This is a genomic window from Pedococcus bigeumensis (assembly GCF_039531795.1).
GTDB classification, from domain to species: domain Bacteria; phylum Actinomycetota; class Actinomycetes; order Actinomycetales; family Dermatophilaceae; genus Pedococcus; species Pedococcus bigeumensis.
The window spans coordinates 1,284,463-1,304,267 of sequence record NZ_BAAAQS010000001.1 but is presented as its reverse complement, the minus strand read 5'-3'; the positions used below and the strand labels follow the sequence as shown (position 1 = coordinate 1,304,267).

At 70.5% G+C, this 19,805-nt stretch carries 22 protein-coding genes, 1 tRNA gene, 1 pseudogene and 1 riboswitch; of the genes and pseudogenes, 12 read left to right on the top strand and 12 right to left on the bottom strand.

What is annotated here, in order from left to right:
• Positions 1-38 precede the first annotated feature (38 nt).
• A pseudogene (locus ABD262_RS19610) lies at positions 39-239 on the top strand (GNAT family N-acetyltransferase); the annotation flags it as partial.
• Positions 240-467: 228 nt separating this feature from the next.
• Here the strand turns inward: ABD262_RS19610 and ABD262_RS06265 are convergent.
• The gene (locus ABD262_RS06265; RefSeq protein ID WP_344132749.1) at positions 468-866 is read right to left on the bottom strand and encodes a hypothetical protein; all 399 of its coding nucleotides are present in this window, start codon (positions 864-866) and stop codon (positions 468-470) included.
• A 142-nt stretch (positions 867-1,008) separates the two neighbouring features.
• On the opposite strand from ABD262_RS06265, the gene ABD262_RS06260 reads away from it, so the two are divergent.
• On the top strand, positions 1,009-1,473 hold the full coding sequence (locus tag ABD262_RS06260) for a cupin domain-containing protein (protein WP_344132746.1): 465 nt from the start codon (positions 1,009-1,011) through the stop codon (positions 1,471-1,473).
• A 46-nt stretch (positions 1,474-1,519) separates the two neighbouring features.
• Here ABD262_RS06260 and ABD262_RS06255 read toward each other — a convergent pair whose 3' ends face one another.
• Both ABD262_RS06255 and ABD262_RS06250 read right to left on the bottom strand, forming a co-directional pair.
• A complete protein-coding gene (locus ABD262_RS06255; protein WP_344132744.1) occupies positions 1,520-1,645 on the bottom strand; it encodes a hypothetical protein in 126 nt (41 codons plus the stop codon).
• Between the two features lie 418 nt (positions 1,646-2,063).
• A complete protein-coding gene (locus tag ABD262_RS06250) occupies positions 2,064-2,231 on the bottom strand; it encodes a Flp family type IVb pilin (RefSeq protein ID WP_344132741.1) in 168 nt (55 codons plus the stop codon).
• 400 nt (positions 2,232-2,631) lie between these two features.
• On the opposite strand from ABD262_RS06250, the gene ABD262_RS06245 reads away from it, so the two are divergent.
• A complete protein-coding gene (locus ABD262_RS06245) occupies positions 2,632-3,120 on the top strand; it encodes a hypothetical protein (RefSeq protein ID WP_344132738.1) in 489 nt (162 codons plus the stop codon).
• A 67-nt stretch (positions 3,121-3,187) separates the two neighbouring features.
• Here the strand turns inward: ABD262_RS06245 and ABD262_RS06240 are convergent.
• From ABD262_RS06240 to ABD262_RS06225, 4 genes are all read right to left on the bottom strand, one after another.
• A tRNA-Val gene (locus tag ABD262_RS06240) sits at positions 3,188-3,261 on the bottom strand.
• A 99-nt stretch (positions 3,262-3,360) separates the two neighbouring features.
• Entirely contained in the window at positions 3,361-3,816 is a 456-nt protein-coding gene (locus ABD262_RS06235; protein WP_344132735.1) for a TIGR02611 family protein, read from the bottom strand.
• Positions 3,813-4,658, bottom strand: a complete 846-nt coding sequence (locus ABD262_RS06230; RefSeq protein WP_344132732.1) for an aminotransferase class IV — start codon at positions 4,656-4,658, stop codon at positions 3,813-3,815. The genes ABD262_RS06235 and ABD262_RS06230 overlap by 4 nt, the downstream gene beginning before the upstream one ends.
• Positions 4,655-5,680, bottom strand: coding sequence for a chorismate-binding protein (locus tag ABD262_RS06225; RefSeq protein WP_344132729.1), 1,026 nt, complete (start codon positions 5,678-5,680; stop codon positions 4,655-4,657). The genes ABD262_RS06230 and ABD262_RS06225 overlap by 4 nt, the downstream gene beginning before the upstream one ends.
• Before the next feature lie 35 nt (positions 5,681-5,715).
• Here ABD262_RS06225 and ABD262_RS06220 point away from each other — a divergent pair, with 35 nt between their 5' ends.
• On the top strand, positions 5,716-6,927 hold the full coding sequence (locus tag ABD262_RS06220; protein WP_344132726.1) for a CapA family protein: 1,212 nt from the start codon (positions 5,716-5,718) through the stop codon (positions 6,925-6,927).
• 16 nt (positions 6,928-6,943) lie between these two features.
• Here ABD262_RS06220 and ABD262_RS06215 read toward each other — a convergent pair whose 3' ends face one another.
• A complete protein-coding gene (locus ABD262_RS06215) occupies positions 6,944-7,666 on the bottom strand; it encodes an SAM-dependent methyltransferase (RefSeq protein ID WP_344132723.1) in 723 nt (240 codons plus the stop codon).
• 91 nt (positions 7,667-7,757) lie between these two features.
• On the opposite strand from ABD262_RS06215, the gene ABD262_RS06210 reads away from it, so the two are divergent.
• From ABD262_RS06210 to ABD262_RS06200, 3 genes are all read left to right on the top strand, one after another.
• Positions 7,758-8,864, top strand: a complete 1,107-nt coding sequence (locus tag ABD262_RS06210) for a CE1758 family FMN-dependent luciferase-like monooxygenase (protein ID WP_344132720.1) — start codon at positions 7,758-7,760, stop codon at positions 8,862-8,864.
• Entirely contained in the window at positions 8,861-9,478 is a 618-nt protein-coding gene (locus ABD262_RS06205) for an FMN reductase (protein ID WP_344132717.1), read from the top strand. Before ABD262_RS06210 ends, ABD262_RS06205 begins: the two co-directional genes overlap by 4 nt.
• Positions 9,479-9,576: 98 nt before the next feature.
• The gene (locus tag ABD262_RS06200; protein ID WP_344132714.1) at positions 9,577-10,344 is read left to right on the top strand and encodes an SDR family NAD(P)-dependent oxidoreductase; all 768 of its coding nucleotides are present in this window, start codon (positions 9,577-9,579) and stop codon (positions 10,342-10,344) included.
• A gap of 64 nt (positions 10,345-10,408) precedes the next feature.
• Here ABD262_RS06200 and ABD262_RS06195 read toward each other — a convergent pair whose 3' ends face one another.
• Positions 10,409-10,999, bottom strand: coding sequence for a hypothetical protein (locus tag ABD262_RS06195; RefSeq protein ID WP_344132711.1), 591 nt, complete (start codon positions 10,997-10,999; stop codon positions 10,409-10,411).
• Positions 11,000-11,126: 127 nt separating this feature from the next.
• Positions 11,127-11,588 (bottom strand): pyridoxamine 5'-phosphate oxidase family protein, encoded by a 462-nt coding sequence (locus tag ABD262_RS06190; RefSeq protein WP_344132708.1) that lies wholly within the window; start codon positions 11,586-11,588, stop codon positions 11,127-11,129.
• Positions 11,589-11,727: 139 nt separating this feature from the next.
• Between ABD262_RS06190 and ABD262_RS06185 the strand changes: the two genes are divergently transcribed.
• From ABD262_RS06185 to ABD262_RS06170, 4 genes are all read left to right on the top strand, one after another.
• On the top strand, positions 11,728-12,609 hold the full coding sequence (locus tag ABD262_RS06185) for a universal stress protein (RefSeq protein WP_344132706.1): 882 nt from the start codon (positions 11,728-11,730) through the stop codon (positions 12,607-12,609).
• On the top strand, positions 12,609-13,034 hold the full coding sequence (locus ABD262_RS06180; RefSeq protein WP_344132703.1) for a pyridoxamine 5'-phosphate oxidase family protein: 426 nt from the start codon (positions 12,609-12,611) through the stop codon (positions 13,032-13,034). The genes ABD262_RS06185 and ABD262_RS06180 overlap by 1 nt, the downstream gene beginning before the upstream one ends.
• Positions 13,035-13,137: 103 nt before the next feature.
• On the top strand, positions 13,138-13,566 hold the full coding sequence (locus tag ABD262_RS06175) for an OsmC family protein (RefSeq protein WP_344132700.1): 429 nt from the start codon (positions 13,138-13,140) through the stop codon (positions 13,564-13,566).
• Positions 13,567-13,623: 57 nt separating this feature from the next.
• Complete coding sequence (locus ABD262_RS06170) at positions 13,624-14,607, top strand: CorA family divalent cation transporter (protein WP_344132697.1); 984 nt, start codon at positions 13,624-13,626, stop codon at positions 14,605-14,607.
• A 50-nt stretch (positions 14,608-14,657) separates the two neighbouring features.
• Here ABD262_RS06170 and ABD262_RS06165 read toward each other — a convergent pair whose 3' ends face one another.
• The gene (locus ABD262_RS06165) at positions 14,658-15,692 is read right to left on the bottom strand and encodes a ribonucleotide-diphosphate reductase subunit beta (protein WP_344132695.1); all 1,035 of its coding nucleotides are present in this window, start codon (positions 15,690-15,692) and stop codon (positions 14,658-14,660) included.
• Positions 15,689-18,106: a ribonucleoside-diphosphate reductase subunit alpha gene (locus ABD262_RS06160; RefSeq protein WP_344132692.1), complete on the bottom strand. Its 2,418-nt coding sequence runs from the start codon at positions 18,104-18,106 to the stop codon at positions 15,689-15,691. The genes ABD262_RS06165 and ABD262_RS06160 overlap by 4 nt, the downstream gene beginning before the upstream one ends.
• A gap of 135 nt (positions 18,107-18,241) precedes the next feature.
• A riboswitch (cobalamin riboswitch) is annotated at positions 18,242-18,492 on the bottom strand.
• Between the two features lie 67 nt (positions 18,493-18,559).
• Here ABD262_RS06160 and ABD262_RS06155 point away from each other — a divergent pair.
• Positions 18,560-19,777: a DUF4185 domain-containing protein gene (locus ABD262_RS06155; RefSeq protein WP_344132689.1), complete on the top strand. Its 1,218-nt coding sequence runs from the start codon at positions 18,560-18,562 to the stop codon at positions 19,775-19,777.
• Positions 19,778-19,805: the final 28 nt, after the last annotated feature.

Here is a 19,805-nt window from a genome sequence, read left to right as displayed (position 1 = left end):
GCGGACCGCTGATCGAGCTGGACGGTGACCCCGCGGTGATGCGGTACCTCACCGGTGGCGAGCCGTCGCTGTCGGATGACGTCGTTCGTGACGAGGTCATCCCCGGCATCCTCGCCGCATACGAACGGTGGGACGGTCGGTTCGGACTGTTCGCGGCCCACGAGAAGGAGACCGGCACCTTCATCGGGTGGTTGTGCCTGCGCCCGCAGCGGACGGGTCCGCTGGACGAGGTCGAGCTCGGCTACCGACTCCGTCGGGACGCCTGGGGAAGGGGTACGCGACCGAGGGCTCTGAGCGTGGTGGCTTCCGGTTCGAGATCACGAGCGAGCAGTGGGCGCGACGATGATGCTGCCCGACGCCACCCCGCGCGGCCGACGGAGAGGTTGCCACTCTCCGCCGAGTCAGCTCGTGGGTGGCTCTCGAGCCGTTGGCGCAACCCAGGACAGTCTCAGTCCGACGTGGACGGGTCAGCCGGCCAGCATGATCCCGACGAACAACGTGGCAAGTGCAGTGAGTCCGGTGAGCGCCCCGAAGATCGACATCGCCTTGCGCGAGGCCGCCCGAGCGTGCAGGTAGGCGGTCACGCCGGAGCCGACCACCAGGGTGTACTTCACCATCAGGGTGTGCTGGTACGCCGGACCCTTGTCGCCTTCGGCGACCACGTTCCAGATACCGGTCAGCAGCAGGATCCCGAACGCGGGCCAGGCGATGCGGTTGAAGGCATTGGCGGCGGCCTTCGGCACGTCGGTGCCAGCCGCGCGAAGCGCCGGGACCAGAGCAGCGAGCGTGATCTGGCCACCAACCCACACTGTCGCGGCCAGAACGTGCAGGAACAGGCGCAACGTCTCAAAGGTGACAGGACTCATGCGGCGGAAGCCTGCCACGTCGGTCTGGAGCCGTTCGCGGCGGCTCCGACGCAGTTCGCGCCTCGGGCCTCGGGCCTCGGTGCGTCCTTGCTCGTTGACGTTGGGCATTCCGACGAGGTCCGGCCAGGGCTACGGTCAAGCCATGGGAATCAAGGACATCGGCCCACGTCCCCAGTCGTTCGACCTGGAGACCGAAACGCTCGAGAACCCGAACTACCGCACCGTGGCCTGGAGCGGCACCTACCTGCAGGTCACCCTCATGTCGATTCCGGTCAAGGGTGAGATCGGGCTCGAGAAGCACCCGGACACCGACCAGTTCATCCGACTCGACCGCGGCCGTGGTCGCGCCCAGATGGGGCCCGCCAAGGACGAGCTGACTTTCGACCAAGAGGTCACCGACGGCTGGTGCATCCTCGTTCCCGCCGGGAGCTGGCACAACGTCACCAACATCGGCGACGAGCCCATGCAGGTCTACACCGTCTACGCACCGCAACACCACAAGCCGGGCAAGGTGCACCAGACCAAAGAGGTCGCTGACACCGACACCGACGACGAGCCGGCCGAGTGGTCCGTTCAGCCACCCGCCGCAGCGGACGAGCACGCCTAGGCTGCGCTGTCGCGATCGGGGCTGTCAGCATCGCGGGTGGCGACACTCAGGCGGGCGGCAACGCCTTGGCGAGTCGCTCGACGCGGGGCCGGAGGATGCCACCCTCGATCTTGAGCTGCGGGCGACCCCGATACTTCTTCGCGTCGATGACGTGCACCCCGCCGGCGGTCACGGCCAGGTGGTCGATGTTTGCCCTCGACCCGGGGGATGAGTCGGTCGTGGAGCAGCCGCAGGTGGTCCGACGCGAGCCGGTCCAGACCTTTGCCCAGTCTTTCCTCCCCCAACGCGCCGGTGTCCCACGCCTTGGTGGACTGTCGCTCGACCCCCAGAGCCATGGCTGAGACAGCGGACCGACTTCGTCGGTCGTTCGTAGACCGCTCGGGACCCCTGCTCCGGCCCGACGCCACAGATCCGGCACGTGCCGGCATACCGCAGCCGCATGACCTTCTCGTCCACAGCCCGTCCACGCACGCACCGTACGTCGCGCAGGCGGCGCAGGAGCACCGATTGCGCCAGCTCGCCCCCGCAGCAGTGGGAACGGCCGGAGCGGACGCAGGCTCCGGGTCGGGGACCCGGAGAGCAGGGACGTCCTAGACGCTGCTGGCGGTGTTGTTGAAGATGGTCGAGAGGTTCGTGCCCAGCAGGGCGACGGCGACGATGATCACGAGCGCGATCAGGGCGACCATCAGGCCGTACTCGACGGCGGTGGCGCCGCGCTCGGTCATGAGGGTCCGGAGCTTGATGATGTGCTTGGACATGAGGCACTTCCATCCTGAAGTGGTGGTGACTGGTGGATGGAGACTGACAGACCCCGCGTCGGGAACCCTCGTCCCTTGGATGGAGATCGTCAGGTCGCTTGCGCGTGCTCGCGGTCATTTCCCTGTGTTGGGAGCAAGAGACCCGCGATGGCGGCCCCGACGCTGGTCCGGCCACCGCCGGTGGCCCTGAAGGGCCCCGGTGGCTGGCCGGAGAGTCAGGATAGCCAGCGATCCACCCGGCGTCGTCCCTCGTTTGAGCGGCGACAGACGGTCGAGCCCGAGCGCAAATGGCGTAGGTCCGTTGGGCGATGTGGGCCCTCCAGCCAGGCCCTACGTTGACGAGCCTTGGACCACGCGGCTGCACCGGGCAGCCAGGGGTCCTCGACCAAGGAGCGCGGACATGGTCATTCGAGCCGGACGCGGTCGCACCCTTCTGGTGGGGCTCGCGAGCGCCACTGCCCTGCTGGTCCCGATCAGCATGGCCTCCGCCGGCGGCAGCCCCGCCGGCGACAACGGAACCATCAAGATCGACGGCGTGCCCTTCGACGAGGCGCCGGACAACCAACCGCACGTCGGCTGCGTGTTCCAGGTCGACTTCTACGGTTTCGACAAGGGGAACCTCAACGCCACGGTGACCTTCGAGGCCCAGCCTCCCACCGGTCGCGACGTCCTGCTCGAGAAGGACAAGATCTTCATCGGCGAGGACGACGCAGGCGGCGGCACCGACGTCGACGCCCAGGAGACCTACAACCTGTCTCCGTACCTGTTGCCCTACATGGCCCACCCGCAGCAGGGCTACCACGTCAAGCTCACGGTGAAGGCACCCGGCTCGATCGGGTCCGACACCAAGTACAAGACGTTCTGGATCCAGACCTGCCAGATCTCCTGAGCGCAGACCCACGGAGCGAAACAGCCCCTCACCTGCATGGTTCGCAGGTGAGGGGCTGTCGTGCCGGTGGACGTGAAGGGACTCGAACCCCTGGCCTCTCGCGTGTGAAGCGAACGCTCTAACCAACTGAGCTACACGTCCAGCGCCCTGGTCACGCAGGTGACGGCGGGCCTGCCGAAGAATAGCCGGATCGGGCGCGCGAGGTGAAATCGGCCTGCCCCGGCCGACGGCTGACCGGGCTCAGAGCCCGGGCAGGTCCTTGATCCGGTCCTCGACGACGTCCGGGAAGAACCCGGGGACGCCCGACAGCAGGAACAGCCCGTAGAAGATCGCCAGCACCAGCGCGAGCGTGACCAGGCCGACGAGGCCCTTGAACCACAGCGGTTTGGGGGCGACCCACTCGTTCCAGTCGTTGAGCCGTGCCTTGCCCCAGGTCAGCAGCCGTTGCGCCCGCTCGAACTCGGACGCGAGGATCGCGATGCCCACGAAGACGATGACCCAGCCCGGACCGGGCGCGGGCACCAGGATGAGCCCGCCGACGGTGACGGCCGCGCCGACGATGCCCACGACCCACTTGTAGATGCGGTGGGTGTGGGGGTTGGACCGGATCCGCCGACGCCAGGCCCAGTCGTCGTCGGCGTCGTCCTCCTCGACGGTCCGCTCCCCCGGCGCGACCTGCCCGGGGCGGTCGCTCACGGGTCCGTCCGCTCGACGCAGAGCCGGGCGAACACGGCCGCGGCGCGCGCGGTGACCGGGCCCGGCTCAAGGCGGCGGTCGTCGACGCCGTGGATGGCCAGGACGTCCTTGGTGCTGCTGGTGATGAAGACCTCGTCGGCCTCGCGCAGGATCTCCAGGGGCAGCGCCTCCTCGCGCACCTCGAGCCCGTCCTCGCGGCACCACTCGATCGTCACCTCGCGGGTGATCCCGGCCAGGCAGCCCGAGTCCAGCGGCGGGGTGAGGATGACCCCGTCCACCACCACGAAGATGTTCGACCCGGTGCACTCGCACAGCTCGTCGCGCGTGTTGGCGAACACCGCCTCGATGGCCCCGCGCTCCTTGGCGTACGCGAGGGCCACGACGTTCTCGGCATACGAGGTGGTCTTGAGGCCCGCCACGGCGGACCGCTCGTTGCGCGTCCAGGGGACGACGGCGACCGAGGCGCTTCGGGGCGGGCGCGGCTGGGCGCCCGCGGTGACGATGTAGGTGAGGGGGCTGTCGTCGCGGTCGGACCCGAGGGGTCCCGCCCCGCCGGTCACCGAGTAGCGCAGCCGACCGAACTCGATCGGGTCGCCCGCCTCGAGGACGGCCTTGGTGCCCTCGGCGATGTAGGCGTGGTCGGCGACCGGGAGGCCCAGCCCCGCGAGTGTCCGGTCGAGACGTCGGGCGTGGCGGGTCGCGGCGAAGACCTGGCCGTGGTCGATCTTGGCCGTCTCGAAGGCGCCGTCGCCCACTGTCACCCCGTGGTCGAGTGCCGTGATCGATGGTTCGTCGACCGCTGTCAGCCGACCGTTGACCCAGACCCGTGGCTCGTTGCTCATGCCTCCACCTTCCCAGACGCCAGTCCCACGAGACGTCGGGATTTCACCTGAGTCTCCACCCATTCCTGCTCGGGGTCGGACCCCCACGTGATCCCCGCACCGGTGCCGAACCGCAGCCACCGCTGCCCGTCGTCGTCCCGCTGCGCCCAGAACGAGCGGATGCCGACGGCGAGTTCCGCGGTCCCGCGGTCTGCGTCGACCCAGCCGATCGCCCCGCAGTACGGGCCGCGCGTCGTCGGCTCGAGGTCGCCGATGGCCTGCAGCGCAGTGTGCTTGGGCGCCCCGGAGACCGAACCAGGGGGGAACGTCGCCGCCAGCACCTCGCGCCAGCCGAGCCCGGGGCGCAGCTCTCCGGACACGGCGGACACGAGGTGGACCATCCCGGGGTGCTCCTCGGGGCGGCACAGGTGGTCGACCTGCACGGTCCCTTCGCGGCAGACGTGCGACAGGTCGTTGCGCACGAGGTCGACGATCATGACGTTCTCCGCGTAGTCCTTGGGCAGCATCGCGTCGAGGGTGGTGGCCGTCCCCTTGATCGGGCGCGACTCGAGCCGGTCGCCGTCCCGCAGCAGGAACGCCTCAGGGCTGGCGCACACCACGTCGAGCCCGGCCGAAGGCACGACGACCCGTCCCGCATGCGGTGCCGGGTTGCCGCGCTCGAGCAGGCGGGCCAGCCCGTCGAGCTCAGCGTCCTCGGGCAGCGCGTGCGAGAGGACGCGGCAGAGGTTCACCTGGTAGACGGTTCCCGCGGCGATCCGTTCCCGGATCTCCCCCACCCCCGCGAGGTATGCCGCGTGGTCCAGGCTCGTGTGCCACTCGCCGTCCAGCGGCACCCACGGCGTGGGTGGCGGGACTGGCGCAGCACGGTCCACCTCCGCGAAGCGGACGGCGGTGACCGGGCCCTCGAACTCGGCGACGACCGCCCAGAAGCCGTTGTCCAGGGTGTCGAGGTCGTGGCGGACCTCGACGGGTCGGGTGGCCAGGACCGGGCCGAACCGCGCATGCCCTGCTGCCGCCTCCACGATGGCGATCCTAGGCCGACCTAGACTTCCCGATCATGCGCCCTCTCGCCCCTGCCGCGGCTGCCGCCCGCTCGGCGCCGCGCCTGGCCCCGAGGCCGGCCACGGCGCTGCTCCCGGCACTGGTGCTGGCCGTCGCGGTGGCCCTTTCGGGCTGCCAGGCCGCGGCCCCCTCGACGGCCGCCGAGAACAGCGCACCGACCGGCCGGACGACCGCGGCCCCCTCGACGGCGACCCACCCCGCGCCGACCGCTCCGACCGCCGCCACCACCTCGACGCCTGCTGCTGACCCCGGCACCCTGACGATGGCCTTCGCCGGCGACGTGCACTTCGAGGACTACCTGGCACCGCTGGCCCGCCATCCCCACGGGCTCGACGAGCTGCAGTCGTCGCTCGGGGCCGCCGACCTGTCGATGGTCAACCTCGAGACCGCCATCACCGAGCGCGGCACGAAGATCGGCAAGGAGTTCCACTTCCGCGCGCCGGCCTCGGCGCTCGAGACGATCAAGGGCGCCGGCATCGACGCGGTCAGCATGGCCAACAACCACGGCGTCGACTTCGGGCCCGTCGGGCTCCAGGACACCCTCGCGGCCAAGAAGGCCAGCCCGGTGCCGATCGTCGGCATCGGCAAGGACGAGGACGAGGCCTTCGCGCCCGCGATCCTGACGGCCAAGGGCCTGAAGGTCGCGGTGTTCGGCGCCTCAGAGGTCTTCGAGATGACACTGGCCCGCTACTCGGCGGGTCCCGGCAAGGGCGGCATCGCCAGCGCCTCGCCGGTGACGCGGCTCCGCGAGGCGGTCAGCCGGGCCTCGGCGCGGTACGACGTGGTCGTCGTCTTCCTGCACTGGGGACTGGACTACCAGAAGTGTCCCGACCAGCTCTCGGTGCAGACGGCGGAGGCGCTCGAGCAGGCAGGCGCGGACATCATCGTGGGTGGCCACTCGCACCGGGTCAACGGAGCCGGGTGGCTCGGGCGCTCCTACGTCGACTACGGGTTCGGCAACTTCGTCTGGTGGCGCAGTCACGAGCCCGACTCGCGGTCGGGAGTGCTCACCCTGTCCATCGACGTGAAGGCCGCACGCGGCACCAAGCGCACGCGGACCAGCGTGGTGCGCGACGCGGTCTGGACGCCGATGCTGATCGGCGCCGACGGCATACCCAGGCCACCGGCGGCCGCCGACAGCGCACGGCTGCTGACGCTCTGGAAGCAGGCCGGTCAGTGCGCCGGTCTCGGCACCGCTCCCGAGTGACCCACCACCGCCGGGCTCAGCGGCCCAGGACGAGGTAGCAGAACTGGAGCACGCCCCGGTAGGTGCGGACGTAGGCGTCGAGCTGGGCGTCGAGCCGCTCGCGCACCTCGGTGGCCCGGTCGTCCGCGCCGTGGCGGATCAGCCACTCCTGCCTGGCCGCGCGCCACGTCGACTCGAAGTCGTCCCACTCCCGCTGGTCGGCGGTCGACAGGTGGAGCACCCGCCACCCGGCGGCGTGCACGTGGTCGAGCAGGCCGGTGAGCGGCAGGACCTCCGCGAACATCTCGGCCGCAGCCGCCGTGGGAGGGTCGGTCCAGCAGGCGTCGCCAAACAGGAGCCGTCCACCGGGTGGGGTGAGCTCGGCCAGTCGGGCGAGCGCGGGCCCGGTGCCCCCGAGCACGTGGCTCGACCCGATGCACAGCAGCCGGTCGGCAGGCTCGTCCCACGAGGCCGCTTCCGCCTCGACGAACGTGACGCGGTCCTCGAGGCCGCGGGCCGCAGCCAGCCTGCGGCCACGCTCCAGCCCGTCGGCGTCCACGTCGACCCCGACCCCGGACGCGCCGTTGGGCTCGACGGCCCGCAGCAGCAGCTCGCCCCAGCCACAGCCGAGGTCGGTCACGCGGTCGGTCGCGCCGACCGCGAGGCGGTCCAGCAGCAGCGCGGCGTGGTCCTGCGAGAGCGGGGTGTTCCAGCGCATGCGGTCGTAACGGGTGCGGTCCGGGTCCTCGGGGGCTGCCATGCGGCACACTCTGCCGCACCGGGAATGCCCGAGGTGGACCCACTGTTAAGGTAGTTGAAATTGAAACTACCTAGCCAGGAGCGCGAGCGAGATGCAGTTCGGAATCTTCACGGTCGGCGACGTCACCACCGACCCCACCACCGGGACCACGGTCAGCGAGAACGAGCGCATCAAGCACACCGTGGAGCTCGCCCGCCTCGCCGAGCAGGTCGGGCTCGATGTGTTCGCCACCGGTGAGCACCACAACCCGCCGTTCGCCGCCCCAGCCAACCCGACCGTGCTGCTCGCCCACCTCGCCGCCGTCACCGAGCGCCTCGTGCTGTCCACCTCCACGACCCTGATCACCACCAACGACCCGGTGCGACTGGCCGAGGACTACGCCTACCTCCAGCACCTCGCCGACGGCCGCATCGACCTGATGATGGGCCGCGGCAACACCGGCCCGGTGTACCCGTGGTTCGGCAAGGACATCCGCGACGGCATCCCGCTCGCGGTCGAGAACTACGCCCTGCTGCGCCGGCTCTGGACCGAGGAGAACGTCACCTGGGAGGGCAAGTACCGCACCCCGCTGCAGTCCTTCACGTCGACGCCGCGCCCTCTCGACGGCATCGCGCCGTTCGTCTGGCACGGCTCGATCCGCAGCCCCGAGATCGCCGAGCAGGCTGCCTACTACGGTGACGGCTTCTTCCACAACAACATCTTCTGGCCGATGAGCCACACCAAGCAGATGGTGGCGCTCTACCGTCGCCGCTTCGCCCACTACGGCCACGGCAGCGCCGACCAGGCCATCGTCGGCCTCGGCGGACAGGTGTTCATGCGGCCCAACAGCCAGGACGCCGTGCGCGAGTTCCGCCCCTACTTCGACAACGCGCCCGTGTACGGCCACGGCCCGTCCCTCGAGGACTTCAGCCGCGAGACGCCGCTGACCGTCGGCTCACCCCAGCAGGTCGTCGAGCGCTACGCCGGCATGGCCGACGCCGTGGGCGACTACCAGCGCCAGCTGTTCCTCGTCGACCACGCCGGCCTCCCCCACCGGACCGCCATGGAGCAGGTCGAGCTCCTCGGCACCCAGGTCGTGCCGGAGCTGCGCAAGATCGCCGCGGCGCGCAAGCCGGCCCACGTGCCGGACGCCCCCACCCACGCCAGCCGGCTCGCCGCCGGCACCGCGAAGCACGAGGACCTGGAGGTCACCCGATGAGCACCCGTCGAGTCGTGGTGGTGCAGGCCGGTCTCGGACAGCCCAGCAGCAGCCGGCTGCTCGCCGACCGCCTGGCCGACGCCACCCGTGACGCGCTCCTGGAGCGCGGCGACGAGGCCGACGTGCTGACCGTCGACCTGAGGGAGCACGCGCACGCGATGGCCGACGCCCTCCTCACCGGTTTCGCCACCGGCGAGCTGAGGGCCGCGCTCGACGCGGTGCGTGACGCCGACGCGGTCATCGCCGTCACCCCGGTGTTCCAGGCGTCCTACAGCGGGCTGTTCAAGACCTTCGTCGACGTCCTCGACGACGGCGCCCTCCGCGGCACGCCGGTCCTCCTGGCGGCCACCGCCGGGACCGCCCGCCACTCGCTGGTCCTCGAGCACGCCATGCGGCCGATGTTCGCCTACCTCAAGGCGGTCACGGTCCCGACCGCGGTCTTCGCGGCGTCGGAGGACTGGGGCACCGGGGGCACCGTCGATGCCGGCCTCTCGGCGCGCATCGAGGTCGCGGCTGCAGAGCTCGCCGACCTCCTCACCGGCCGCCCTCCCCGGACCGACCGCGTTGACGAGTTCGCCGACCCCGTGCCGTTCGAGCAGCTGCTCGGCCACTGACCCGGGGTGTTCGACCGCCCACCGGCCCCCGCCCGCCACCCGGGTATGCCGCGTCGGCACCGGCGCGGTCCGGTTGCGGGGCGCCCTAGATTGGTCGGATGAACGCACTGGACCGCTTCTCCCTGGCTGGACGTGTCGCCGTCGTGACCGGTGGGACCCGAGGGCTGGGGGCCGGCTTCGCCCGCGCGCTCGGTGATGCGGGGGCGGCGGTCGTCCTCGTGGGACGGGATGCCGAGGCGGCGGAGGTCGTGGTGGGATCGTTGCGCGACCACGACATCCGGGCGGACTTCGTGGCTGCGGACGTCACGGTGGCCGCGGACGTGCAACGAGTGCTCGACACCACCCTGGACCTGCACGGTCGGGCCGACGTGCTGGTGAACAACGCCGGCGCCTGCGTGCACGCGCCGGCACTGGAGGTCACCCCCGAGGACTGGCGTGCGGTGATGGCGGTCAACCTCGACGCCGTGTGGACCTGCTCGCAGACCTTCGGGCGGCACTTCGTCGACCAGGGAGCCGGGTCGATCGTCAACATCGGGTCGATGTCCGGCTTCATCGTGAACCGCCCCCAGTGGCAACCGGCCTACAACGCGTCGAAGGCGGCCGTGCACCACCTGACCCGCAGCCTCGCGGCCGAGTGGGCTCCGCACGGCGTGCGCGTCAATGCGCTCGCCCCCGGCTACATCAAGACGGACATGTCCCCCGTGGACGACCCGGAGTTCCGCCAGCACTGGATCGACGACGCCCCCATGCAGCGCTACGGCACGGTCGACGAGCTGGCACCCGCCGTCATCTTCCTCGCCAGCGACGCGTCCTCCTTCGTCACCGGGTCGGTGATCGTCGCCGACGGCGGTTACACCGCGTTCTGAAGGCGGACACGGCAGAGCCCCCGCCGCAGGGAGGCGAGGGCTCTGGTCCGGATGGCGGTGTCGCCTAGGCGATTGCCGGCTTCACCGCGGCGCGTGGGGCCGGGGCCCCGACCTCCTCGTCGGCCGGCACCCGGCGCAGGTGCCGGAGACCGAGGAGACTGAGGGCCAGCATGGCCGCGGCGCCGATGAAGCTGGCCCATGCGGCATACATCGCGATCTTGCCCATCGTCCCGAACGCGTAGGCGTTGAGGAGCAGGCCACGCAGGGTCTCACCCTTGAAGGCGAGGTCGACGAGGCCCTGTGCCTTCGGGTCGTCGGGGTTGGCACGGGCTGCCGCACTCAGCTCCGAGTAGGTCTTCCCACCGGTGGCCTCGTCGAGGTGGACCTTGATGTAGTGGTCGGCCCACGCCTTCGCCTGTGCACCGGTGGTGAGCTGCTGGCCGGCGTACTGCTCGAGGTAGGGCTTGACCAGCGGGTCGTTCAGCTGCTCGCTGCCCTTGGCGGGGAACACGATGCGCTGGGCCGCGAGCTGCGAGTGGACCTCGTTGTCCACGAAGTTGCTGGCCCAGGTGAGCAGCCCTCCGGCGACGAGGAGGACGGCGGCGACGATCAGGCCACCGGTCGTGAGAAGGGCGTCGAGAGTGCGTCGTCGCATGTGGATGGTTCCTCCTTGGGTGTTGGACACCCGTCTGGGTTTCGTTCTGACACCGCGACTTTGGCGTGTGGACGCCGGGCTGCTCAGGGCCAAAGGTCCTGTCATCGGCCGCGTCGAAGAACCGGGGTCAGGACCCGGCTCCGGTGCCGTGCGCCGACGACCGGTAGCCACCCTTGACGACGAAGCGCCGCCCGGACACCGAGTCGGGGTGGATGCGCATGATGCGCGGCTTGGGTGCGTCGTGCCACGGGTGCACGGGCAGGCGCATGGCCGCGAGTGCGTCGTCGAGCTGGAAGACCTCGTGGGCGACCCCACGGACCACGACGCTCCACGCCTCGGCCCGCTCGACGTCGTAGCCGTCCACCTCGAACGCGACGAAGGTGCCGTCCGCGGACCTGAACAGCGTGCCGGAGCCCGTCCGGAAGACCACCGTGCCGTGGTCCACTGCATAGTTGACGGGAAAGATGTCGGGACGCCGGTCGTGCACGACCGCGAGCCGTCCGACGACCCCCTCCCTGAGACCTTCCCAGCACTGCGCGACCGTGAGCTCCTGCATGGGAGCGCCCTGCGAGTCCTTCTGCGTGTCCATGGCACGACCATCCCTCCGCGGTGGCCCTGTGTTCAGGGTCCAAGGTCCCTGTCCGGTGGGGCGTCGGGGCCCGACGCTGAAGACGGGCCGCAGGCCCCAGCAACGGGACCCACGCGGGCCGGTCAGCGAGGAGGAAGTCATGTCGTCCACCACCACCGGTGCCGTCGTCGTCGGGGTCGACGGGCAGCTCCCGGCCGCTCTGGCACTCGACTGGGCGATCGCCGAGGCGCAACGGACCAAGGCACCGCTGCACCTCGTCAACGCGCGCATGCTGCCGCTTCGTGGCCCGACGGTCGAGACGGGCTTCGCGGTCCACACGGCCGAGTCCGACGAGATCCTCGCGGCCGCGACCGATCGGGCCCACACGCTCGCGCCCGGTCTCCACATCACCAGGGCGGCCGGCTACGGCAACGCCGCGGCCCTGCTCGTCGAGGAGTCGCGCGACGCCTCCTGCCTCGTCGTGGGCGCTCGGGGCAGGAGCCCACTGGGCAGTCTGCTGCTCGGGTCGACGTCGCTCGACGTCGCCGCCCACTCCCGGTGCCCGGTCGTGGTGGTGCGCGATCGCCCCCACCAGCTCCCTGACGGTCCCGGCGTGGTCGTCGGCTCGGACGGGTCGGAGGTCTCCGAGGCGGCCATCGCCGCGGGCTTCGAGGAGGCCGACCGGCTCGGCGTCCCCCTGACCGTCGTCCACGCCTGGTTCCTCGACTCCCAGGGCACGGGGCTCGCGGCGCTCGAGACCGAGGACACTCGCCAGGTCGTCGCCGAGGAAGAGGACGCCGTCGCCTCCGAGGCGGTGGTGGGCTGGTCCGAGAAGTACCCCGACGTGAAGGTGCGGCAGCGGGTCCTGCGCACCCACCCGGTCGAGGCCCTGGTGGACCTCTCGCGCCAAGCCGAGCTGGTCGTCGTCGGGAGCCGCGGGCGGGGCGGCTTCAGCGGCCTGCTCCTCGGGTCGGTCAGCCAGGGAGTGCTCCACCACGCCCACTGCCCGGTGATGGTGGTCCGTTCGGACGGAGGTGCGTGATGGGCGACACTACGCGTCCCACCGACCACACCGGCCTGGTCGTCCTCGACCTCGACGACTGCCTCGCGAAGCTGCTCGAGGTGCCGGTGGGCCGGCTCGCCTTCCAGCTCGACGGCGAGCTGTCGATCCTGCCCGTCGTCCACACGCTCGACGGCGTCGACGTCTGCTTCCGGACCACGGGTGACTCCAAGATCCAGGCGGCCATCGACCGCGACCCGGTCGCCTTCGAGGTCGACCACTTCGACGCGTCCACCCGGTCAGGCTGGAGCGTCCTCGTCCAGGGCACCGCAACGGTCGTCGACGACGAGATGGACATCCGCAAGCTCGACCAGGCGGCCCGCGCACCATGGGTCCCTCCTCACGAGGGCCCGAGCACCTGGGTGCGCATCCGCACCCAGAGCATCACCGGACGTGCCCTGGGCTGACTCCGGGGCGCCGGTCGGCCGAGCTCCCTTCGGGTCGCCCGTTGCGGTTGGGGACGGAACGCCTAGATTGGGGCTGACCGTTCCGCCGCTCGAAGGAGAACCCATGGCCACCACCCGCACTGCCGCCGCCCACTGGGAAGGGTCCCTGATGGAGGGGTCCGGCCAGGTCGAGCTCCAGTCCTCCGGGACGGGAACCTTCGACGTGTCGTGGCCCGCGCGTGCGGAGGCGGCCAACGGGCAGACCAGCCCCGAGGAGCTGATCGCGGCCGCACACTCCACCTGCTTCTCGATGGCGCTGTCCCACGCCCTGGCCCAGGCCGGCACCCCGCCGACATCGATCGACACGACGGCCAACGTCACCTTCCAGCCCGGCACCGGCATCACCGGCATCGCCCTGTCGGTGGTGGGCAGCGTCCCCGGCATCACGGCCGAGCAGTTCGAGGAGGCGGCCCAGGGCGCGAAGACCGGCTGCCCCGTCAGCCAGGCGCTGTCCGCCGTCCCGATCACCCTGGAGACGAGCTTCACCGGCTGAGGCCGGCGGCTCGGTCGAGTCAGGGGCACGACTCGTGGTCACGGACACCCGGCCGTGATGGACGTCTGGTGGGTGTCCGACGCCGGGCTGGAGGAGCACGACGTGACGCAGGTCGACGACCTGCTGCACCGTGACGACGGCTTCACCTGGCTCGACGTACCCGAGTTCGACGACTCCGCCGAGACGCTCCTGCGCGAACACTTCCACGCCCACCCGATGGTCGTGAAAGCCTGTCGTGAAAGGAACTTCGTGCCGTCGGTGCACGGCTACGAACACCACACGTTCGTCATCGTGCACACCCCGCTCCCGGGCGAGGGCGGACACGTCCACATGCTCGAGCTCGACCAGCTGGTGGGTCGCCGCTACCTCGTGACCGTGCACGGACCCCGCAACCCTGCGGTGTCACTCGCCGATGCTACCGAGGAGACCCGCTCGGTCCTGGAGCGCATCCGGGCAGGTCGCTTCCGACCCTCCAGCCCGAGCGAGCTCTCCTACGCGATCGGCTCGGCCGTGGCGCGACGGCAGAGCGCAGCGGTCAAGGACGTGGCAAGCCGCCTGCCGGCCCTCGAGATGCGGGTCATGAGCTCTGACTTCCACCAGCCCGAGGAGCTGCTCGAGGAGCTCTTCCTCCTGCGGCACGAGCTGCTCATCTCACGCACCCAGGCCGGCCAGGCGCACGAGGTCTACGGCCGGCTCGCCTCGTTGGAACGGTTCGCCAGCAAGGAGTCGCAGCGGCACGCACGGGACCTGTCGGAGCAGTTCGACCGGGTGCGCAGCCTCGCTGACGGCGAGAGCCAGTTCCTCTTCGGCGTCATCGAGCTCTACCAGACCAGGGTGACCACGAAGATGACCGTGGCGATGGAGCGGCTCGCCGTCATCGCCGCGATCACGCTGCCGGTCACCGCGATCGCGTCGATCTACGGCATGAACGTCATCGTCAACGCCAGCACCCACTGGGTGCAGCTCATCATCGTGCTCGCCGTCATGGCGTCGATCAGCCTCTGGCTGCTGCGCTGGGCGCGACGCCAGGGCTGGTGGTGAGCCAGCCCTGACACCGCGGCCAGAACGCCTCGTCCTCGGAGCTCTACGCGCTAGAACTCCTCGTTGAAGGCCACCGCGCCGGACACGCCGACCTGGTAGGCCGACACCCGGCGCTCGAAGAAGTTCGAGAGCTCCTGCACGTCCTGCAGCTCCATGAACGCCAGCGGGTTCTTCGAGCCGTACTCCGGCTCGAGCCCCAGCTGCTCGAGCCGCCGGTCCGCCACCGACTCGAGGTAGGTGCGCATGTCGGTCGTCGAGAGCCCCGCCACTCCCCCGCCCAACAGGTCCTGCGCGAACTGCGCCTCGGCGTCCACGGCGTCCCGCATCATGGCCCGCACCTGGTCGCCGAGCTCGGCGTCGAAGAGGTCAGGCTCCTCGCGGCGCACGGTCTCCACGACGTCGAAGGCGAAGGCCATGTGCATCGACTCGTCGCGGAACACCCAGTTCGTGCCGCTCGCCAGGCCGTTGAGCAGGCCGCGCGACCGGAGGAAGTAGACGTAGGCGAACGCGCCGTAGAAGAACAACCCCTCGATGCACGCCGCGAAGCAGATCACGTTGAGCAGGAAGGCCCGTCGGTGCTCCCTGGTCTCCAGCTCGTCGAGGTCGAACACCGAGTCGATCCACCGGAAGCAGAAGTCGGCCTTGTCCTTGATCGACGGGATGTTGTCGACCGCGGCGAAGGCCTCGTGCCGCTCCTTCTCGTCGGGGACGTAGGTGTCGAGGAGGGTCAGGTAGAACTGCACGTGCACGGCCTCCTCGAACAGCTGCCGGCTCAGGTAGAGCCGACCCTCCGGCGAGTTGATGTGCTGGTAGAGGTTGAGCACCAGGTTGTTGGCCACGATGGTGTCGCCGGTGGCGAAGAACGCCACGAGCCGGCTCACCAGGTGCCGCTCGGCGGCGGTCAACCGCTGCAGGTCCTTGAGGTCGGAGTGCAGGTCGACCTCCTCGACGGTCCAGGTGTTCTTGATGGCGTCGCGGTAGCGCTCGTAGAAGTGCGGGTAGCGCATCGGCCGCAGGGTCAGGTTCATCCCGGGGTCGAGCAGCATCCGGGGCTCGGTGTGGGTCGTGGCGCTGGTGGTGGTCATTCGCAGGCCTCGCAGCTCTCGGGGTTCTCGAGGGAGCACGCGATGGCCGCCTCGTCGGTGACGGTGGGGACAGTGGGGATGGGCGCAGCCACCGAGACGGTGGCCTGCTGGATGCGGGTGGCCGGACGCGACCGCAGGTAGTACGTCGTCTTGAGCCCGGCCTTCCACGCGTAGAGGTACATCGAGCTGAGCTTCCCGATCGTCGGCGAGGCGAGGAAGAGGTTGAGCGACTGGCTCTGGTCGATGTAGGGCTGCCGGGCGGCGGCGAGGTCGATGAGTGACTTCTGCGGGAGCTCCCAGGCCGTGCGGAAGAGCAGCCGGACGTCCTCCGGGATCTGCGCGATGCCCTGCACCGAGCCGTCGCTGCGCTTGATCGCCTCGCGCACCTCCGGGGTCCACAGCCCGCGCCCCTTGAGCTCGCGGACCAGCGCCGTGTTGACCTGGAGGAACTCCCCCGACAGCGTCTCGCGCTTGAAGAGGTTGGACACCTGCGGCTCGATGCACTCGTAGGCACCCGCGATCGACGCGATGGTGGCCGTCGGCGCGATGGCGACGAGCAGCGCGTTGCGGAGCCCGTTGTCCCTGATGGCCTTCCGCACCCGCTCCCAGCGCTCGGTCTGGGTCGGCGTGACGTCCCAGAGGTCGGGCTGCAGGTCACCCCGCGCTGCGCGCGTCTGGTCGTATGCCGGGTGGGCGCCGTGGTCGGCGGCGAGCTGGCTCGAGCGCTCCAGCGCCGAGAGGTAGACCTCCTCGGCGATGCGGGTGGACAGCTCCTCGGCCTCGGCCGAGTCGAAGGGCAGGCGCAGGGCGAACAGCACGTCCTGCAGTCCCATGACCCCCAGGCCCACAGGGCGCCAGCGCGGGTTGGACGCCGCGGACTCCTTGCTCGGGTAGTGGTTGATGTCGATGACGCGGTCGAGGTACGTGACCGCCGTCCGGACGGTCGCTCGAAGCTTCTCCCAGTCGACCGCGTCGCGCCCCGGCGTGAGGTGCTGGGCCAGGTTGACCGAGCCGAGGTTGCAGACCGCGGTCTCGTCGTTGCTGGAGACCTCGATGATCTCGGTGCACAGGTTCGACAGGTGCACCACGGGAGCACCGGCCCGCTGGTCGTCGCTGGTCTGGTTGCAGGTGCGGTTGCTGGCGTCCTTGAACGTCATCCAGCCGTTGCCGGTCTGCGCCAGGGTGCGCATCATCTTGCCGTAGAGCTCACGCGCGCTGACCTGGCGCACGAAGCGCCCGTCCCGCTCCGCGGCGGCATACGCCTCCTCGAAGGCAGGCCCCCAGAGGTCGGGCAGCTCGGGCACCTCGTTCGGGTCGATCAGGCTCCACTGCTCGTCGGCCTCGACGCGCCGCATGAACTCGTCGGGCACCCAGTTGGCGAGGTTGAGGTTGTGCGTGCGACGGGCGTCCTCGCCGGTGTTGTCGCGCAGCTCGAGGAACTCCTCGATGTCGGGGTGCCACGGCTCGAGGTAGACACAGGCGGCTCCCTTGCGGCGACCACCCTGGTTGACCGCCGAGACCGACGAGTCGAGGGTGCGCAGCCACGGGACGATGCCGTTGGAATGGCCGTTCGTGCCGCGGATCAGCGCCCCGCGAGAGCGGACCCGAGACCACGAGATGCCAATGCCACCAGCGAACTTCGAGAGCTTCGCGACCTGTGCGTAGCGGTCGTAGATCGACTCCAGCTCGTCCTGCGGCGAGTCGACGAGGTAGCACGACGACATCTGGGTGTGGCGGGTGCCGGAGTTGAACAGCGTCGGTGAGCTCGGCAGGTAGGCCAGGGACGCCATCAGCCGGTAGAACCCGATCGCCTCCTGGGGCGTGTGCGACAGGCCGCAGGCGACGCGCAGCAGGAAGTACTGCGGGGTCTCCAGCACCATCCGGGTGTCGGGGTGGCGGAGCAGGTAGCGGTCGTAGACGGTGCGCAGGCCGAAGTACTCGAACCGTCGGTCGTTGCCCAGGTCCACGGCGTGGTCGAGCTTGCGGGCGTTGGCCTCCACGAAGGCCGCGGTCTCGTCACCGATCAGCCCCTCGAGGTGGCCGAGCCGCACGGCCTGGCTGAACGACGCGATCTGCTGCCCGCGCACCTCCTTGTCGACGTAGTTCGACAGCAGTCGGGCGGCCAGCCGCGAGTACTCGGGCTCGGTCGCCGTCATCTCCGCGGCGGTCTGGATCGACAACCGGTCGAGCTCGGCGGTCGTCGCCCCGTCGTAGAGCCCGCTGATGGTGCGGGTGGCGATGGCCATCGGGTCGACCTCGGTGAGGTCGTCGCACCAGCGCTCCACCGCCCGGACGATCTTCATGACGTCGACGGGTTCGCTGTCGCCGTTGCGCTTGCGCACCGCCATGCTGGTGCGGCGCGCTGCCTGTTCGGGGGTCCGGGGTTGCTCCACCTCGGTGGTCGTGTCGGTCACAGCTCTCTCCTCGCGAGCGATTCGGTGCCGCGGGTCGAGGAGGTGACGACGACTCAGCCACCACCTCCGGGGACCCGGGTGCGGTCGGCTGCGCCTGTCGTGTGACCCGCCCTCGAGGCCACGACTTCCCGCACACGGCGTGTGCGGTCGCTGGCAGGTCTTCGGACTCGCGGACCTTCGCCTCGGCGACCGGTGAGCCCTGACGGGCCCGGTCGTCGACGCGGTTCCTACTGGCCGTCGCTTCCCACCCGCGTGGTGCGGGCAGTGCTTTGGTGACGGCGGTCGTTTCCGCTTACCGCTGCGGGGCAGTCCCGGATTCGCACCGGGTTCCCTCTTGCCCCGGAGACCGATTGCGCGGCCTCCGGACCAGCGAGAGACACCATATGCGGGTGCTGGGGCGAATCCGCGGCACCACATGTTGGGTGCGCGTGTCGCGTCCCTAGGATTGCCACCATGCGTCGCGCGAGCCCGTCCCGACCCCGGGGCGCAGCGCTCGACAGGGGGCACGGCGCGGTGCTCGGCCCGGTGGTGGCGCGGGTGCTCGGACTGGCCCTCGCGGCGGTCCTGGTGGGCTGCTCCACCGGCCCCGGTAGCGAGCGGGCCCCGAGCCAGGGCGACACGGCATACCCGCGGTTGACGCCGGCGTGCGCGCGGGCGACCGCCACGGGGAAGCCGCCGGTGGTGACCGTCGGCCAGCTCAACCGGATCGTGGCCGGCCTCGACCTCCCCCTGTGGCAGGCCGGTGACATCGGGGCCAGCGCGCGCCTGCCCGACGACCGGATCGTGTGGGTGTTCGGCGACACGGTGCGCGGCGACGGCATCACCCCGCGCATCGTGGCCAACTCCATGCTGGTCACGAGCGGCCTGTGCACCTCGCAGGTCGAGGTGACCGGTCGGGGGCCGGTGATCCCCGACCGGGCCGACGGCGTCGTGCACTGGCCGATGTCCGTGGTGTCGCTGTCCCGGCCCCAGGGTGACGTCCTCGTCGTCGTCTCCGCCCGGATCCGACGCGGCACCTCGGGCGGTCTCGACTTCACCTACCTCGGCAGCAGCGCCACCCTGTTCGACGTCGCGCCCGGGGCCGCCCCCACCCTGCGGCAGCAGCTCGACATCACCCCCGACAGCACCGCAGCAGACCAGGTCAACTGGGGTTCGGCCATGACGGTCAGGGGTGGCTGGCTCTACGTCTACGGCACCCGGCTGCCCAGCAAGGAGTCCTTCGGACGGGCCCTGTATGCCGCCCGCGCACCCATTGCCGACGCGCGCGACCGCGCGACGTGGCAGTTCTGGGACGGGGCCGCCTGGGTGGGCGAGCCGACGCGAGCCGCAGTCATCCTGCCGGCCCGCGGCGGCGTCTCGCAGACGCTGTCGGTGGACGCGCTCGACGGCCGGTTCGTCATCGTCTCCAAACGGGACGGCGACCTCGGCAACACCGTCTACGCCTGGTCGTCCGACTCCCCCGTCGGTCCCTGGACCGCCCGTCGTGGGACGAGGGCGGACTTCCAGGACCCGTCCGGTCAGCTGAAGTACGCGCCGCTGGCCCACCCCGGCATCACCCTGGCCGACGGCCGGCTGCTGATCTCGATCTCCCGCAACACCACCGACTTCAGCAGGTTGCTCACCGACCCCTCGCTGGGCCGGCCGGTCTTCGCCGAGATCGACCGACCCTGACCGCGGGAGCGCTGGCCGCGGGCACGGG

Excerpts from the sequence above, each read along its gene's own strand:
- ABD262_RS06210 (WP_344132720.1), top strand. The coding sequence starts at position 7,758 with ATGCAGTTCGGAATCTTCACGGTCGGCGACGTCACCACCGACCCCACC.
- ABD262_RS06260 (WP_344132746.1), top strand. The coding sequence starts at position 1,009 with ATGGGAATCAAGGACATCGGCCCACGTCCCCAGTCGTTCGACCTGGAG.
- ABD262_RS06180 (WP_344132703.1), top strand. The coding sequence starts at position 12,609 with ATGGGCGACACTACGCGTCCCACCGACCACACCGGCCTGGTCGTCCTC.
- ABD262_RS06155 (WP_344132689.1), top strand. The coding sequence starts at position 18,560 with ATGCGTCGCGCGAGCCCGTCCCGACCCCGGGGCGCAGCGCTCGACAGG.
- ABD262_RS06250 (WP_344132741.1), bottom strand. The coding sequence starts at position 2,231 with ATGTCCAAGCACATCATCAAGCTCCGGACCCTCATGACCGAGCGCGGC.
- ABD262_RS06175 (WP_344132700.1), top strand. The coding sequence starts at position 13,138 with ATGGCCACCACCCGCACTGCCGCCGCCCACTGGGAAGGGTCCCTGATG.
- ABD262_RS06170 (WP_344132697.1), top strand. The coding sequence starts at position 13,624 with ATGGACGTCTGGTGGGTGTCCGACGCCGGGCTGGAGGAGCACGACGTG.
- ABD262_RS06265 (WP_344132749.1), bottom strand. The coding sequence starts at position 866 with ATGAGTCCTGTCACCTTTGAGACGTTGCGCCTGTTCCTGCACGTTCTG.
- ABD262_RS06195 (WP_344132711.1), bottom strand. The coding sequence starts at position 10,999 with ATGCGACGACGCACTCTCGACGCCCTTCTCACGACCGGTGGCCTGATC.
- ABD262_RS06205 (WP_344132717.1), top strand. The coding sequence starts at position 8,861 with ATGAGCACCCGTCGAGTCGTGGTGGTGCAGGCCGGTCTCGGACAGCCC.
- ABD262_RS06220 (WP_344132726.1), top strand. The coding sequence starts at position 5,716 with ATGCGCCCTCTCGCCCCTGCCGCGGCTGCCGCCCGCTCGGCGCCGCGC.
- ABD262_RS06200 (WP_344132714.1), top strand. The coding sequence starts at position 9,577 with ATGAACGCACTGGACCGCTTCTCCCTGGCTGGACGTGTCGCCGTCGTG.
- ABD262_RS06230 (WP_344132732.1), bottom strand. The coding sequence starts at position 4,658 with ATGAGCAACGAGCCACGGGTCTGGGTCAACGGTCGGCTGACAGCGGTC.
- ABD262_RS06165 (WP_344132695.1), bottom strand. The coding sequence starts at position 15,692 with ATGACCACCACCAGCGCCACGACCCACACCGAGCCCCGGATGCTGCTC.
- ABD262_RS06190 (WP_344132708.1), bottom strand. The coding sequence starts at position 11,588 with ATGGACACGCAGAAGGACTCGCAGGGCGCTCCCATGCAGGAGCTCACG.
- ABD262_RS06245 (WP_344132738.1), top strand. The coding sequence starts at position 2,632 with ATGGTCATTCGAGCCGGACGCGGTCGCACCCTTCTGGTGGGGCTCGCG.
- ABD262_RS06215 (WP_344132723.1), bottom strand. The coding sequence starts at position 7,666 with ATGGCAGCCCCCGAGGACCCGGACCGCACCCGTTACGACCGCATGCGC.
- ABD262_RS06185 (WP_344132706.1), top strand. The coding sequence starts at position 11,728 with ATGTCGTCCACCACCACCGGTGCCGTCGTCGTCGGGGTCGACGGGCAG.